The following is a 15,346-nucleotide window of genomic DNA, read 5'->3' as shown; positions in this document are numbered from 1 at the left end:
GGGCCGTGTCCACACGTCAAGTTAGGGATTGGTAGACCTGGCTCCAGGGCGTTAGCACGCCCGTTCAAGCCCGCTTGCGCGACGTTGGAGAATGCCTGCATGAGCAAGGCGTTCACCAAGGAATCCGAGGCCGCAGACGACGATGGCGACGGCCCGGCGCTGCCCGCGCTGCCGGCCGGCACGCGCAACTACATGACGCCCGCCGGCTATGCGCGGCTGCGGGCCGAGTTCATGCAGCTCATCGACGTGGAGCGGCCCAAGATGGTGGAGACCGTGTCATGGGCGGCCAAGAACGGCGACCGCTCGGAGAACGGCGACTACCTCTATGGCAAGAAGCGGCTGCGCGAGATCGACCGCCGGCTGCGCTTCCTCACGAAGCGGCTGGACATTGCCGAGGTGGTGGACCCGAGCGCCCACCATGGCAGCGAGCAGGTGTTCTTCGGCGCCACGGTCACCTACGCCAACGCGCGCGGCGACGAGAAGACCATCACCATCAAGGGCATCGACGAATCCGACAGCCTGGCCGGCGAGGTGAGCTGGGTGTCGCCCATTGCCCGCACGTTGCTGAAGGCGCGCGTGGGCGACGAGCTCAAGCTCGTCACGCCGGTGGGCGTGGAGAGCATCGAGGTCGTCGAGGTGCAGTACCCGGCGCCGGGCGCTGCGGGCTGATCAGGACTTCTTCGGCGCGGGCTTGAGCATCGCCTCGGCGCGAGCCTTCTCGTCAGGGCTGAGCTTGGCGGCGATGGCGGGCAGGGCGGTGGCTGCCTGCTCGTTGCCCAGACCCTTGGCCAGACTGCACCAGGCGTAGGCGGCGGCCAGGTCCTTGTCGCCGCCCTGGCCCTGGGCCAGCATGACCGCGAGGTTGAACATCGCATCCGGTTGGCGGCTGCGGGCGGCGGCCTGGAAGAGCTGGCGCGCGGTGGCGTGGTTCTGCGGCACGACCTCGCCGCTGTAGAAAAAGGTGGCCAGCGCGTTCTGCGCATCGGCGTGGCCCTTCACGGCGGCTTCCTTGTAGAACACGAACGCCTTCTCGGGTGCACGTGGCGTGCCTTCGCCGAGGTCCAGCATGCGGCCGTAGGCGTAGGTGGCTTCCAGGTTGCCGGCCCGGGAGGCCGCGCCGTAGTAGGCGCCGGCCTTCTCCAGGTCCAACGGCACGCCAGACGGCTGCTTGGGCACCTGGTGGTGATAGAGCTGGCCCAGCAGCAGCATGGCTGGCACATGGCCGGCGGCGGCGGCCGCCGTGAGCGCCTCGACGGCCTTGGGGCCGTCCGGCGCCGTGCCCACGCCGCTCACATAGGCCTGGCCGATCAGCGTGTTGGCGGGTTCGAAGCCGAAGTCCAGCGCCTTGCGCCACAGGCGAAGCGCTGCCTCGGGGTTGCGCTGGGTGCCCTGGCCGCCCAGATGCACGCGGGCCAGCAGCAGCGTGGCTTCGATGCGGGTGTTGATCTGGTCGGGCTTCTTGGGGTCGTAGCGCAGCCGGTCGTTGACCGGGTGGTAGCGCGCGTTGATGACCTCGTTGAGCCAGTCGATGGCCTTGGGTGTGCTGGCCGGCGTGCCCAGGCCCAGCAGGTGCAGGCGGCCCAGCATCATGGCTGCCTCTTCGTAGCCCAGCTTCTTCCAGCCTTCCTCGAAGCGGGCGCGCGCCTCGACGTAGTTGCCGGCCTCGTAGGCGTCGAAGGCCTGTTGCAGCGACTTGTCCTTGCGGGCGATCCAGTTGCGGCCCGCTGCGAAGCGGCGATCCGTGGCGGCGCAGGCGACCGACGGCGTCGTGGGCATGTCGGGGACGGCTGCGTTGGCTGTCGGTGCCGGCGCGGCGCCGGTGCTGTCGTCGGGGGCCAAGTCGCTGAGCTCGGCATCCAGCGAGCCGAACGAGCGCAGGTAGGCCAGCGTCACGTCATCGTCGGCGGCGCTGTAGCCGCCCATGAAGCCGCAGGACGACGCGAACTGCGCCGACAGGACCTTGTTCTTGGCCGCGACGATGGCGCTGGGGTCGATGGGGCGCGTGCGCTGACCCGTGACCTTGACGGAGCCCAGCGCCTGCACGTCGACCGTGGGCGAGGCGGCATTTGGCGTTTGCTGCGCGCCCGCTGGGCCCGCAGCGAGTGTGGAACACAGGGCCAGGACGGCAAAAGCCGTCCGGCCCAAAACTGCGTTGTGCCGGACGGCTTGCGTCATCGTGTCTCCCTGGTCAGCGCGGGCTGCGGTAGGTCATGCCCACCATGTAGGTGCGACCGTAGTACGCGTCGCTGTAGATGCTCGCGATGCCGCCTGCATAGTTCTGGTAGCCGCCGGTGCTGGTCTGGTTGCGTTCGCCAGTCAGGTTGCGCACGTCCGCGAACAGCTCGATGCCGCTCTTGAAGCGGTAGGACACCTTGGCGTCGATGAACGCCGTGCGCTTGTTGAACATGGGCGCACCGGGGTTGTACGGGAAGCGCACGGCGGACATCAACTCGCCCGGGAAGTTGTTGACGGCCAGGCCGCTGGTGTTCGAGTTCGGCGAGAAGCCCGCGTACTTCGAGGCCACCACCTGCTGCGCAACGCGGAACTGCAGCGCACCGTCGTCGTACCAGAGCGCGGCGTTGTACGAGTACTTGGGCTGGCCGATCAAGGGCAGCGCCTCACCGCTGATCTGGTCGATCATCGGCGAGCCGGCCGAGTTGCGCAGGCGGCTGTAGTTGGCGTCAAAGCCGGTGTAGCGCAGCACGGACGGCAGGAAGGTGAAAGCCGTCTTGGCGCTGAACTCGAGACCGCGTCGCTTGGACGGTGTCATGTTGTTCCATTGACTGAACGAGAACTCCAGGTCGCTCAGCGGCGTGCCGCTCAGCGGGTCCAGCAGCTTGCTGCCGGCGAAAAGGTTGACGTCCGAGTAGCCGACGCGCAGGTTGGGCGCGCCCACCAGATCGCGTTGCTCGAATGCCGAGACCGACAGCGAGGTTTCGCGGTTGACGTACCACTCCAGCGACAGGTTCTTGCTGATCGTGGTCTGCGGCTTCATGGCGGGGTTGCCGAACACGCGGTTGCACCCCTGGTCGGCTGCCGTGCCGTCGTCCTCGAGTGGGCGGTCCTCGACGATCTCGCTCACCGTGCAGGTCACCGTGCCATCGGCAATCGGCGCGACCCGGCTCATCGGCAGGCGGGCGATCTGCTTGGCCCAGGAGAAGCGGGTCACCAGCTTGTCCGGAATCGGCCACAGTGCCAGGTTGAAGGAAGGACTGACGTCAGTACGGCTGCCCTTGAAGTCGACGTTCTGGCTGACCTGCGCGGTCGTCACGTTGGTGGTGTCGCCGTTGCCTTCCACCCACTGGGGGTTTTTGCGGATGGAGCGGAAGATCATGAAGCCGGTGCTCTCCATGTCGGTACGCACGACGCGCACGCCGACGTTGCCGGCCAGCTCCAGGCCGAAGGGCAGGGCGTGGTCGGTGAAGGGCAGGCGATCGATCTCGAAGTCGGTTTGCAGATAGCCGGCGGTCTGTTTGTCCTTCAGCCCGCTCTTGGGCATGTCATAGACCTTGCCGTCGCTGGCCGTGCAGGTGCGGAAGCAATTCAGCGGCACGTTGAAGCCGGCCAGCTGGAACAACCTGTCGATGTCGATTTGGTTCCAGCCATTCAGTAGCGTGGCCGGGCGATCTTTGGCACCGCCGTAGTACTGCCCGTTCGGCGTGATCGTCAGGGTCTGGCGCACGAGTTCCTGGAACTGTGCCGTGGTCAGCGTGGTGGTGCCGCCAACGGTGGCGCCCACGCCAGCGTCGTAGCGCGGGTTCCGCACCGTGCCGTAGGCGCAGGGCTGACCGCCTGTGGCCAGCGATCCAGCGGTGTTCTCGCAGCCGATCACGTTCCAGCGGCCGGTCACGGACGGCGCGTACACGCCGGGCTTGAAGCCCGCCTGTCCAGCCGTGCCAACGGGCGACGCGAGCTCGCCGCCGCCACCACCCCAGGTGGTGGCGCTGTAGTCGATCAACTGCACACCGGTCTTAAGCGCGGTCAGGAAGGGCAGCTTGTCGACCGTGTTGTAGGTCAGGTCGAGCTTGAGCTGCTTCTCGGTGTTCTCGTTGTCAAACGCCCGGATGACGTTCAGTTGGGTGTTGTTTGTGTATTGCGCGCGCTGAGCCGCCGCATAGGCGGGCACGAAGAGCGGGTTGAAGTTGTCGACGGGAACGGCCGCGCTCTGGACCGCGGGGTTCAGCGTCGCGTAGCCAGCCAGATTGCCCATCTGGTCGATCGCTGCGCCACCCGGCCGCGTAAAGCTCCACAGGCCGTTGGGCTCCAGGTTGAAGTTGCCCACGCCATACAGCGTGCTGAACGACGCACGGCGGTCGTAGCGCAGGCCGGTGCCCTTGTTGAAGCTGCCCATGAACTTGGCGCGCAGGCGATCGTTGCGGTACTCGCCGCCGCCCTGCAGGGTCTTGTTCGTGGTGTCGATGCTGCTGAGGATGGTGTCGGTGCCGAGGAAGTTGCCGTCCGTCGAGTAGCTCGTCACGTGGTGGGTGCTGTCCACTGTGTAGCCGGGCAGGAGGTTGGTGGTGGCGCCCAGGATCATCGGCGCGTTGTTGGCGCGGAAGCTGTACGTGCCCGGCAGCGTGGAGCCCACTGCACCCGTCGCCAGCGTGCGGGTGCCGGCAACTACGTTGTCGGTGAAGGTCCCGGCCCCGTTGACGATGGGCGCACCGCCCATGCTCAGGAAGCCGACGATGTCGTCCACATGGCGGCGGTTGCTGATGAACTTGCCGTAGACGGAGAGCTGATCGTTGACCTTGTAGTCCAGGCGGATGTCGCCGCTGGTGCGGGTGTCATCATTGGAGCGGAAGTTGTAGCGTGGGCCGACCGAGTGCGACAGCGTGTAGTCGTTCCACTGGTTCAGGCAAGTCACCTGCTCGTTGACGCGCGACTGGTACGCCAGCGTGCGGTTGGCGGACGTCGTGATGGGGGCCAGCTGGGCGGTTGTGTACAGCGGGAACTTGGTCAGGCAGTCGGCCTTGGTCGCCGCCGCCGCTGATGTCTCCAGGATCTGCCGGGGTGTCAGCGAGGCGAACACGCCACCACCGGTGGTGGCCCACTGGGATACCGGCACGTCAGCAGCGCTGGGCAGCAGCGCATTCACGCTGTTGGCGTACGAGAAGGTCTTCTCGGGCGAATTGTCGAAATCGGCCAAGCGCACCAGGCCCTGCTGGGCGTTGCTGCCGCCCTGGCTGATCTGGTGGTTCTCGCGGACGGTGCGGGCACGGTTCAGGTTGACCATGACGCCCAGCTTCTTGTTGAAGAACTTGTCCGTCCAGATCAGGTTGGCATCCGGCGTCGTCTTCTTGGCAAGGTCGCTCTTGCTGGCGGCCAGGCGGAACGAGTAGTAGGGCTTGTCAAAGTCCAGGCCGTTGCGCGTCTCGATGATGACGCTGGCGCCCAGCGAGCCCTGGGTCATCGAGGCGGTGGCACCCTTCACGATGTCCACGCTCTTGATCAGGTCGGACGACAGTTCACGGAACTCCGTACCGCGGCCATCGCCACCGCCCAGCAGGTTGGTGCCTGCGCCCGAGCTGACGCCAACACCGTCCATCTCGACGCGGGTCGATTCCGGGCCGTTGCCGCGGATGGTGACGTTCACGCCCTCGCCGTAGTCGCCCCGATCCAGCGCCACGCCAGCGATACGGGAGATGGCCTCACCGATGTTGCGGTCGGGGAAGGCACCCACGTCTTCCGCCACGATGGAGTCCTGCACCGTCGCGGCCGTCTTCTTGCGGTTGATGGCCGACTGCTGCGACTGCCGCGTGCCGACGACCAGCACGGTCTCCAGCTCGTTCACCGGCGCCTTGGCCTTGGGGGCTTCCGCAGGCTTGGCGGCGGTGGCCGGCGCCGAGGCCGCGGCCGCAGGGGCGGCGGGTGTCTGGGCCATCACGGCCTCATGCGCCATCAGCGCCAGTGCGAAGGAAACGGCGGTTCCGATGCGGTCGCGCCGCAGCAGGGGGGTGCTGGTCATGGTCTCTCTCCGTGTTGGCCGGTCCCGGTCCGGCCATGCTTGTTGTCAGGCTTTGCGGCCTGGCGTGGAGAGCTGTTCAGGTCCCCGCATCAGGCGTCGGCGCAGACCATAAACATGGGGTTACATGGCGAGAAATACGATTTCCCGGATTTCCTATCTCGTCCGGGAATACCGGGGCCAGAAACAATGGTTAACCCGTGGACGCGTCGAGAAACACTCACGGCGGTGAGCGGCGGCGGTGCAAACGGGCAACACCGACAACGGTGTCAGGCCTTGGTGCGGGACACCCTTTGCACGGCGGGCGTGCGGCGCAACACGCGCAGCACATCGGCCAGGTGCAGGCGGTCGCGCACGGCGATGAGCAGGTTCATTTCCACCTCCTCCAGCGCCGGCGCCTCCTCGCCCATGGCGATGTGGGTGATGTCCGCTTCGGCCTGGGCCACGGCCTGGGCCACCTGGGCGAGCACGCCCTTGCCGTTGGTCAGCAGCAGCGACACGCCCACCTCGAAGCCGCGGGTCAGCTCCTCGGCCCACTCGACACGGATCCAGTGCTCGCTGTCGCGCTGGAACAGCCGCTTGCCGACGGCGCATTCGCAGGTGTGCACGACGAGACCCTCGCCCCGGCCCAGGTAGCCCCGCACCTCGTCGCCGGGGATGGGGCGGCAGCAGGTGGCCAGCTGCACCGAGGCGCCTTCGCTGCCGTCGATGGTGACGCTGGCGCGGTCGTCCACGGGCGCTTCGGTGAACCGGCCCAGCGTCAGCGCCAGCGCATCAGGGCGCTGGCCCTGCTCGGCCATCAGGCGCGCCAGCTTCTTGGCGATGATGGCGGCGATCTTGCGGCCGGCGCCGATGTCCACCAGCAGCTGCTCGGTGCTGGCGCTGCCGGCCCAGTCGGCCAGCGCATGCCACAGCGGCGCCTCGGGCGCGTCCAGCTCCAGGCTGGGCAGGCCCAGGCCCTCGGTGCGCATGGCCTGGGCCAGCATCTTCTCGCCCAGCTCGCGGGACTCTTCCTGCTCCAGATCCTTCAGGTAGTGGCGGATCTTGGAGCGCGCGCGGCCCGTGCGCACGAAGCTCAACCAGGCCGGGTTGGGGCTGGCGCCGGGGGCCGTGATGATCTCGACGATGTCGCCGCTGCGCAGCGCCGCCCGCAGCGGCACGGCCTCGCCGTTGACCTGAGCCGCCACGCAGTGATCGCCGACGTCGGAGTGGATGGCGTAGGCAAAGTCCACCGGCGTGGCGCCCTTGGGCAGCGCCATGATCTTGGACTTGGGCGTGAAGACGTAGATGGAGTCGGGGAAGAGGTCGATCTTGACGTGCTCCAGAAACTCGTTGGCATCGCGCGTCTCGTCCTGGATGTCGATGAGGCTCTGCAGCCAGCGCGCGTTGGCCTGCTGCGCGATCAGCGCCGAGGCCTGCTTGCCGCCCCGGCTCTTGTAGATCCAGTGCGCCGCCACGCCCTGTTCGGCGATCTGGTGCATGCCCTCGGTGCGCAGCTGGAACTCCAGCGGCGTGGCCAGCGGGCCCATCAGCGTGGTGTGCAGCGACTGGTAGCCGTTGTCCTTCTGGTTGGCGATGTAGTCCTTGAAACGGCCCGCCTGTGGCTTGTAGAGCTGGTGCAGCACGCCAAGGGCGGTGTAGCACTGCAGCGGTTCCTCGGTCAGGATGCGAAAGCCAAAGATGTCGCTGACCTGCGCGAAGCTCATCAGGCCTTTCTCGCGCATCTTCTTGTAGATGGAGTAGACCGTCTTCTCCCGCCCCTGCACCTGCACGCGCAGACCGGCCTTGGTGAAGGCCGTGCGGATCTCGCCCTCGATGCGCGACACCAGGTCGCGTCGGTTGCCGCGCGCCTTGGCCACGGCCTTGCTGAGCGCGGTGTAGCGCCAGGGGTGGAAGTAGCGAAAGGACAGGTCTTCCAGCTCGCGGAAGGTCTGGTTCAGGCCCAGGCGGTGGGCGATGGGCGCGTAGATGTCGAAGGTCTCGCGCGCGATGCGGCGAGCCTTGTGCGGCGCCATTGCGCCCATGGTGCGCATGTTGTGCAGCCGGTCGGCGAGCTTGACGAGGATGACGCGCAGGTCGCGCGCCATCGCCAGCAGCATCTTGCGGAAGGACTCGGCCTGGGACTCCTCTTTGGTGGAGAACTGCAGCTTGTCCAGCTTGGTGAGGCCGTCGACGAGGTCGGCCGTGGTGGCGTCGAACTTCTCGATCAGTTCGGCCTTGGAGATGCCGCAGTCCTCGACGACATCGTGCATCAGCGCCGCCATCAGCGCCTGGGCGTCTAGCCGCCATTCGGCGCAGATGCCGGCCACCGCGATGGGGTGGGTGATGTAGGGCTCGCCGGTGGCGCGCTTCTGGCCCAGGTGGGCCTCATCGGCGAACTTGTAGGCCTCGCGCACGCGCTTGACCTCGGCCTTGCTGAGGTAGCCCAGCTTGGGCAGGAGGGCATCGAAGGAGGCGGCTTCCGCCGGTGTCGGCGGCGCCTTGTCGCGCAGCCCGGGCAGGGTGAACCAGGCAGTGAGGGAGCGTTGGGCCATCGCCCGAATTTATCCGATGCCAGAAAGGCAACGGGCGTCCGAGGACGCCCGTTTCATGCTCAGTGCAGCGGCTGGATCAGACCGGCACCTTGCGCAGCATTTCCACGCCCACCTCACCGGCGGCGATTTCGCGCAGCGCGGTGACGCCGGGCTTGTTCTTGCTCTCGATGCGCGGGCTGTGGCCCTGGCTCAGCATGCGGGCGCGGTAGGTCGCGGCCAGCACCAGCTGGAAGCGGTTGGGGATCTTGGTCAGGCAGTCTTCGACGGTGATGCGGGCCATGGTGTTCCTAGGGGGTTGAGCGCGATCAGGGCAGATCGAGCGCCTGAAAGACGGCAGAGCGGTTGCGCCGCTGAGCTGCGTATTTTAGCCGCTGTGCGTGCACGATGGTCTTGAGGTCGAAAACAGCGGTGTCGAACACCGCGTTCACGACGACGAAATCGAAGTGCTGGGCCTGTGCCACCTCGGTGCGCGCGGTGTTCATGCGCTTGGCGATGACCTCCGGCGCCGTGTCGCCGCGGCGGTTCAGGCGCAGGCGCAGTTCGTCCCAGCTGGGCGGCAGGATGAAGATCAGCACAGCGTAGGGGAACAGCTGCTTGATCTGCAGCGCACCCTGGAAGTCGATCTCCAGCACGACGTCCTCGCCGTGCTGCAGCCGCGCCTCGATGCCGGCGCGCGAGGTGCCGTAGAGGTTGTCGTGCACCTCGGCCCACTCGAAGAACTCGCCGCGGGCGGCCATGGCGCGGAACTCGTCCGGCGAGATGAACCAATACTCGCGGCCATGCTGCTCCTGGCCGCGCGGCGCGCGCGAGGTGTGGGAGACGGAGACGGCCAGGCGCGAGTCCAGCTCCAGCAGGGCCTTGACGAGGCTGGACTTGCCCGCGCCGCTGGGCGCTGCGACGACGAAGAGATTGCCGGGGTATTCCATGTGCGTGTCGTTGCGGTGAAGGGCGGATTGTCGCCTGCCCGCATGCCAGCGCTTGCGTGCGCGCGCCGGGCGTCAACTCCGCGCAGGACTGTCGCGCCGGCTCTGCACAAGCCGCCGGGCGGCAGCGTCGAATGCCTGGGCCACGCCGGCGGCAGCGGTCAGCAGCTGCGGCTGCAGCCGGCTGGCTGCGGCGGGCGCGGCCGTCGAGCGCAGCAGTTGCTCGGCAGCGTCGCGGATGCGCGCCACGCTCAGCCGGTCAGCGCGCAGCGTGAGGCCCGCGCCGGCTGCTTCCAGCGGGGCCATGTTGAGGAACTGGTCCATGTTGCTGGCCAGGGCCAGTGTCGGGATGCCGGCCGCCAGCGCCTGCTGCGTGCCCAGGCTCCCGCCGTTGCTGATCATCAGCCGCGAGCGCCGGGCGGCCTCGTCACCTGGCAGGTAGGCGGCCAGCCTGGCGTTGGCCGGCACGCGGGCCGGCGCCGGCGTACCGGCGGTCGATGCGATGACGCGCACCGGCAGGTCCTGCAGCGCCTCCAGGATCATGGGCAGCAGGCCGACATGGCCGGAGCTGCCCAGGGTGACGTACACGCTGCCCAACGGCGCCTGGACGGCCTCATCCCACCAATCGGGTGCCGGCAGCGACGGCGCCCACATCAGCGGGCCGACGTAGGTGTGCGTGTCCGCCGGGCCGCTCAGCGGGAACAGTTCGGCGAGGTCGGGGATGAGCAGGTGGTCGGCGTCGGTATAGACGCGCCTCAGGTTGTTGCCCAGTGAGGCCAGGCCATGCCTTGCGCGCAGCCGGTTCATCGGCTGGCAGTGCGGGATGAAGGCCAGCGGCCGGAAGGTGTGGAACAGCGCCGAGGCCAGCGGCAGCGGCAGCGCACGGCTCAGCGGGATGACGGGCAGCGCGTAGCCGCCGGCGTACTGCGGGGTCCAGTAGGCGTTGGCGATGGCCATGTAGGGCACGCCGGCCAGGCGCGCGCTGACCGACAGCGACAACCGGAAGTCGCCCACCACCAGGTCGGGCTGGAAGGCGCGCAGCAGGCGCAGGTCCTCATCGACGTAGCGCTGCAGCGTGGCCTCGTCGTAGACCGGCGTGCCACGGGCGAGCGCATCGTTGAACTGGGCGCTGGGGATGCTGTGCAGGGATTCGTGCTGCCACGGGCCTTCGGCCGTGAACGTGGCGTAGCGCGGGTCGCAGGCCAGCATCAGCTGGTGCCCGGCCGGCGCGATCGCACGCGCCAGCGCCAGGGGCCGGGCCACATGGGCCAGCGTGACGGCCTCGCAGAACAGCGCGATACGCAGGGGGCGGGCTGTCGATGTCATCACGCCTCCTGGATCATCAGGCTGTCCAGCGGTCGGCGCAGCGAGCGGGAGCGGGGGACATTGCCATGACCCACGCGCCCCATGAACACGGCATGCGCCACGGCATGTTCGCCGACGAGGTCAACGAAGCGCTGCTCCAGCCGGCGCGCCATGTCGTGTGCGCCGGGCGTGCGCGAGAAGTCAATGCCGTTGCGGGCATAGCGGGTGAACACCAGCGGTGTGACCTCCGGCTGCAGTTGCAGCCCCAGGTGTGTGGCGGTCAGCCAGAAGCGCTGCATGGCGCGGCCGGCGGCCACGTAGTCGTCCAGCGTACGGGCGGGGCGCTCGGCCAGCAGCAGGAAATGGGCCGCGCAGGCGACGCCGGGCACGAAGTCCAGCTGGATGCGCGGCGCCCAGGTGCCGGCAAAGAAGCGGTTGAACATTTCCACGCGCGACCAGCTCTGCATGACGAAGCGCATCAGCCGCGTTGTCATCGGGTCGGTGCCCAGCGCCTGATCCGGCACGCGGTCGTCACTGAACTGCGACTGCCACTGGATGATGTCCTTGTGGACGCGGTAGGCCTCTGGCGTGACAAGCCGAATCTTGGCCGAGTGAAACAGCATCTTGGCCATGCGCAGGCGCTGGCCGGTGCTTTCCTGCCAGGTCACGGTGTAGCCCGGCCCGACGGCTGCGGCGAGCGACTGCTTCTGCGGCGCGGTCAGTGGCTGGGTTTTCAGCGGCCGGCGCTGGACGCTGCGGGTCTTGATGCTGTGCAGCAGTGGGTCTGGCGCGAGAGCGGCATCAGGCGTGAACTGCAGGTCGAAGACGGGGCGCGCATCCGGCGAGCCTTCGCGGCGCCTGGCCTGCATCTGCAGCCCGTGGTGGCTGGCGGCGATGGCTGCCGTCTCCAGCATTGCACCCATGGCGATCTGGCTGGGGTGGCCGTCCAGGTCGTAGACGCAATGCTCGCGCGTGTCAAAACCATGGATGGCGACGCTGGCCGGCCCGGTGACCTGAAAGCGCCAGGGTTGGGTGTTGTCGCCGCTGGGAGCCCATCGTGCAAAATCAAGAATCTGCAGAAGCGTGGCCTGGGAAACCATGGTTGACGACCTTTTCTGGAGTTGAAGATTGCCGCGTGGCTGCAACACCATGGCGGGTCGGCCCGTACGGCGGCTCGGGCCGGATTTTGGCTGCGCCCGCCTCAAAGGGGGAACATGAACCAAGCTGCGACATTTGATTACGCCACCGCATTTTCCAGGAACATCGGCTGGGTGACCCCGGCCGAGCAGGAAAAACTTCGTTCGGCCCGCATTGCCATCGCCGGACTGGGGGGGGTGGGCGGCGCGCACCTGCTGACCTTGAGTCGCCTGGGGGTGAGCAGGTTCAATATTGCCGACTTCGACGAATTCGGTGTCCACAATATGAACCGTCAGGTGGGCGCCTTCATGTCGACGGTGAATCAGCCCAAGGCCAGGGTGCTGGCCAATATGGCGCGCGACATCAATCCCGAGATGGATGTCCAGGTATTTTCGGAGGGCGTCACGGAGGCCAATCTCGATGAGTTCCTGCGAGACGTTGACCTGTATGTTGACGGCATCGATTTCTTTGCGCTCCCCGCGCGCCGCATGCTGTTCAGGGCCTGTCATGAGCGTGGCATTCCCGCGCTGACGGCAGCGCCACTGGGCATGGGCGTGGCGTTGATGTATTTCAAGCCGGGCGGCATGAGTTTCGAGCAGTACTTCCGCGTGGAAGGCCGCAGCGAAAACGAGCAATATGCGCGCTTCATCGCCGGGCTGTCTCCGGCCATGCTTCAGCGCAACTATTTGGTTGAGCCCGGCGCCGTGAATTTCCAGGAGCGCCGCGGGCCGTCGACGATGATGTCCTGCGATTTGTGTGCTGGCGTCATGGGTGTGGCGGCGCTCAAAGTGCTGCTCGGACGAGGGCGCCTGCGCGCCGCGCCTTGGGCCATGCAATTTGATGCCTATCACCAGCGCATCAAGTTCACCTGGCGTCCGTTCGGCAACGCCAATCCCATGCAGCAGTTGATGTTGATGCTCATCCGCCCGCTGCTCGAAGGGCGCGCGAAGGTCGGTTGATCAGCGCCACCTGCTCGGGTGGTCATCGGTGTGAAATTGCACGTCGCTTCGTGCGCATGCCCCTGTTTCGGAGGGCTGAGCGCCGCCATCCCTATGGCATCATGCGGCGCGCTGACTCCCGCGCTGGCGGGTGTTGCATTGCTGCTTGCGCTCTTTCGACGAACAGACCCAAAGAGGAATTGCCTTGGACTCCTACCACGCTGAAGCTCGCCATGATGCGCAAATGATGCCGACCGCCAGTAAGCGCGTGCGATCCGGGCTGGGCGTGGCCATGGTCGGCTTGGCGATGGCGCTGTTGGCGGGTTGTGCGAGTACCAACCATCCTGCGGCGCCGGCCACGGTGGCCAATGATGACTACAGCTACATCATCGGCGCTGGCGACAACCTGAGCATCCAGGTCTGGCGCAACCCGGAGCTGTCCATGTCGGTGCCGGTGCGTCCGGACGGCAAGATTGCGGCGCCGCTGGTCGATGAGATCGTTGTGCAGGGCAAGACCTCCGTGCAGGTGGCGCGCGATGTTGAGAAGCAACTCAGCAAGTACGTTCGGGATCCGGTGGTGACCGTGATCGTGACGGGCTTTGTTGGCCCGTACAGCGAGCAGATCCGCGTCGTTGGTGAGGCGGCACGCCCGCAATTTCTGCCCTTCAAGCAGAAGATGACGCTGCTGGACGTGATGATCGCCGTCGGCGGACTGACGGATTTCGCCTCGGGCAACAGCGCCACGATCCTGCGTACGGCCGAGGGCAATAAGCAGTACTCGGTGCGACTGAAGGATCTGATCAAGCGTGGCGATGTGTCGGCCAATGTCGAAATGCGGCCGGGCGACATCCTCATCATTCCGCAGAGCCTGTTCTGAGTCATGGGCCACGGGGTGTTTGGCATGCGGCCGGCACCTCAATCCCGCGCAAGCCTTAACTGAGACTGTTGCAGATGGAATTGCTGATTGCTCAGCTGCTGATCATCGTCCGGCGGATGTGGAAGTACCGCTGGGTTGGCCTGGTGGTGGCTTGGGTGGCCGGGGTGGTAGGGGCGGTGGTCGTGTTCGTGCTGCCGGATCGGTACGAGGCGAGTGCGCGTATCCACGTCGATACGCAGTCCACGCTCAAGCCGCTGATGGCAGGCCTGGCTGTGCAGCCCAATGTCGACCAGCAGGTGTCCCTGCTCAGCCGCACCTTGATCAGTCGACCCAATGTCGAGAAGCTGGTTCGCATGGCAGACCTGGACTTGAAGAGTCAGTCCAAGGCTCAGCAAGAGGCCACCATCGAGGCGGTCACCAGCAACCTGTCTATCCAGGGCAGTGGTCGCGGTGACAACCTGTACATCTTGGGTTACCGCGACAGTGATCCGGAAACTGCCAAGCGCGTCGTTCAGTCGTTGGTGTCTATCTTCGTTGAGTCCAGCTTGGGTGCTACCCGGAAAGACAGTTCGACGGCATCGACGTTCATCAATGAGCAGATCAAGGTCTACGAGGCCAAGCTTGAGGAGGCTGAAACGCGCTTGAAGGAGTTTCGGCTCAAGAATCTGTCGATTTCAGCGGATGGCAAGGATTCTGCAGCGCAGATTGCAGAGGTTGGTGGGCAGTTGGAACGGGCTCGTCTGGAGTACCGGGAGGCGGTGAACGCGCGTGATGCAGCCAAAGCGCAGCTGGCTGCTGAGAAGTCCGGGAACAGCGGCGCGCAGAGCACGGCGCAGAGTCTGTTGCAGGAATCGACCGCCAACGTCAGCACGCCGGAGCTTGATGCGCGCTTGGCCGAGTACCGCCGCAATCTCGACGGGCTGCTGCAGCGCTTCACGGATCAGCACCCTGACATCATCTCCACACGCAAGCTCATCAAGGATCTTGAGGAACAGCGTAAGCGCGAGATTGCCGAGTTGCGTAAGGCTGCGATGAGCCTCCCTCCTGCGGCCGTTGGGCAGTCCGGTGGTAACCCAGCTGTTCAGGAGTTGGTGCGCATCCTCGCGACCACGGAGGTGCAGGTCGCCTCGCTGCGCGCCCGCGTGGACGAGTACTCGGCCCGCTACGCCCAAGCCATGGCGGCCATGAAGACGGCACCTCAAATGGAGGCGGAGGCTGCGCAGCTGAATCGCGATTACGCGATTCACAAGAAAAACTACGAGGACTTGGTGCAGCGGCGTGAGCAGGCATCCATTTCGAGTGAACTGGACGTCGCCTCCGGTGTCGCTGACTTCCGTGTCATTGACCCGCCTCGGGCCAACCCAAAGCCAGTGGCGCCGAATCGGCTGCTTTTGCTCGCCGGTGTGATGGCAGCTTCGTTGGGTGTCGGCGTCTTCACGACGTTTGCGGCCAGCCAGTTGCGGCCCGTATTCCATGATGCCAACGACCTGCGGGCGCGGGTCGAGTTGCCCATCCTGGGCGTGGTGACGCGCCTGGTGACGGATGCCGACAGGGCTCGCCAGCGGGTGGATCTGATCCGCTTCTCGGCGGGTGCTGGCGGATTGTTGGTGATGTTTGCGGTCGCCTTGACGGTCTTGGCGGTGAAGTTGAGCCGGCAGGTGGTTTGA

At 66.4% G+C, this 15,346-nt stretch carries 11 protein-coding genes; 4 read left to right on the top strand and 7 right to left on the bottom strand.

The window, feature by feature from the left end; all coding sequences use genetic code 11:
• Positions 1-99: 99 nt before the first annotated feature.
• The gene (greB, locus tag NYO99_RS06725) at positions 100-669 is read left to right on the top strand and encodes a transcription elongation factor GreB (protein WP_268166327.1); all 570 of its coding nucleotides are present in this window, start codon (positions 100-102) and stop codon (positions 667-669) included.
• Here the strand turns inward: greB and NYO99_RS06720 are convergent, their stop codons facing one another.
• The 7 genes from NYO99_RS06720 to NYO99_RS06690 form a co-directional block, all read right to left on the bottom strand.
• The gene (locus tag NYO99_RS06720; protein WP_268166326.1) at positions 670-2,175 is read right to left on the bottom strand and encodes a tetratricopeptide repeat protein; all 1,506 of its coding nucleotides are present in this window, start codon (positions 2,173-2,175) and stop codon (positions 670-672) included.
• Between the two features lie 13 nt (positions 2,176-2,188).
• Positions 2,189-5,968, bottom strand: coding sequence for a TonB-dependent receptor (locus NYO99_RS06715; RefSeq protein ID WP_268166325.1), 3,780 nt, complete (start codon positions 5,966-5,968; stop codon positions 2,189-2,191).
• A 266-nt stretch (positions 5,969-6,234) separates the two neighbouring features.
• Positions 6,235-8,499, bottom strand: a complete 2,265-nt coding sequence (locus tag NYO99_RS06710) for a RelA/SpoT family protein (protein WP_268166324.1) — start codon at positions 8,497-8,499, stop codon at positions 6,235-6,237.
• Positions 8,500-8,575: 76 nt separating this feature from the next.
• Positions 8,576-8,779, bottom strand: a complete 204-nt coding sequence (gene rpoZ, locus NYO99_RS06705; RefSeq protein WP_268166323.1) for a DNA-directed RNA polymerase subunit omega — start codon at positions 8,777-8,779, stop codon at positions 8,576-8,578.
• Between the two features lie 25 nt (positions 8,780-8,804).
• Entirely contained in the window at positions 8,805-9,425 is a 621-nt protein-coding gene (gene gmk / locus NYO99_RS06700; RefSeq protein WP_268166322.1) for a guanylate kinase, read from the bottom strand.
• Between the two features lie 72 nt (positions 9,426-9,497).
• A complete protein-coding gene (locus NYO99_RS06695) occupies positions 9,498-10,748 on the bottom strand; it encodes a glycosyltransferase (RefSeq protein WP_268166321.1) in 1,251 nt (416 codons plus the stop codon).
• Positions 10,748-11,827 (bottom strand): nitroreductase family protein, encoded by a 1,080-nt coding sequence (locus NYO99_RS06690; RefSeq protein ID WP_268166320.1) that lies wholly within the window; start codon positions 11,825-11,827, stop codon positions 10,748-10,750. Before NYO99_RS06690 ends, NYO99_RS06695 begins: the two co-directional genes overlap by 1 nt.
• A gap of 114 nt (positions 11,828-11,941) precedes the next feature.
• Here NYO99_RS06690 and NYO99_RS06685 point away from each other — a divergent pair, with 114 nt between their 5' ends.
• The 3 genes from NYO99_RS06685 to NYO99_RS06675 all read left to right on the top strand — a co-directional run bounded on the left by NYO99_RS06685 (position 11,942) and on the right by NYO99_RS06675 (position 15,346).
• Positions 11,942-12,823, top strand: coding sequence for a ThiF family adenylyltransferase (locus NYO99_RS06685; RefSeq protein ID WP_268166318.1), 882 nt, complete (start codon positions 11,942-11,944; stop codon positions 12,821-12,823).
• A 271-nt stretch (positions 12,824-13,094) separates the two neighbouring features.
• On the top strand, positions 13,095-13,679 hold the full coding sequence (locus NYO99_RS06680; RefSeq protein WP_268166477.1) for an XrtA/PEP-CTERM system exopolysaccharide export protein: 585 nt from the start codon (positions 13,095-13,097) through the stop codon (positions 13,677-13,679).
• A gap of 74 nt (positions 13,680-13,753) precedes the next feature.
• Positions 13,754-15,346 carry an XrtA system polysaccharide chain length determinant gene (locus NYO99_RS06675; RefSeq protein WP_268166317.1) on the top strand — a complete coding sequence of 531 codons (1,593 nt, stop codon included), beginning with the start codon at positions 13,754-13,756 and terminating at the stop codon, positions 15,344-15,346.

Origin of the sequence: Roseateles hydrophilus, from assembly GCF_026712245.1 — a bacterium.
In the GTDB taxonomy this organism is placed as follows: Bacteria; Pseudomonadota; Gammaproteobacteria; order Burkholderiales; family Burkholderiaceae_C; genus Pelomonas; species Pelomonas hydrophilus.
The sequence above is the reverse complement of the archived record's forward strand: the minus strand, read 5'-3'. Positions and strand labels throughout refer to the sequence as shown.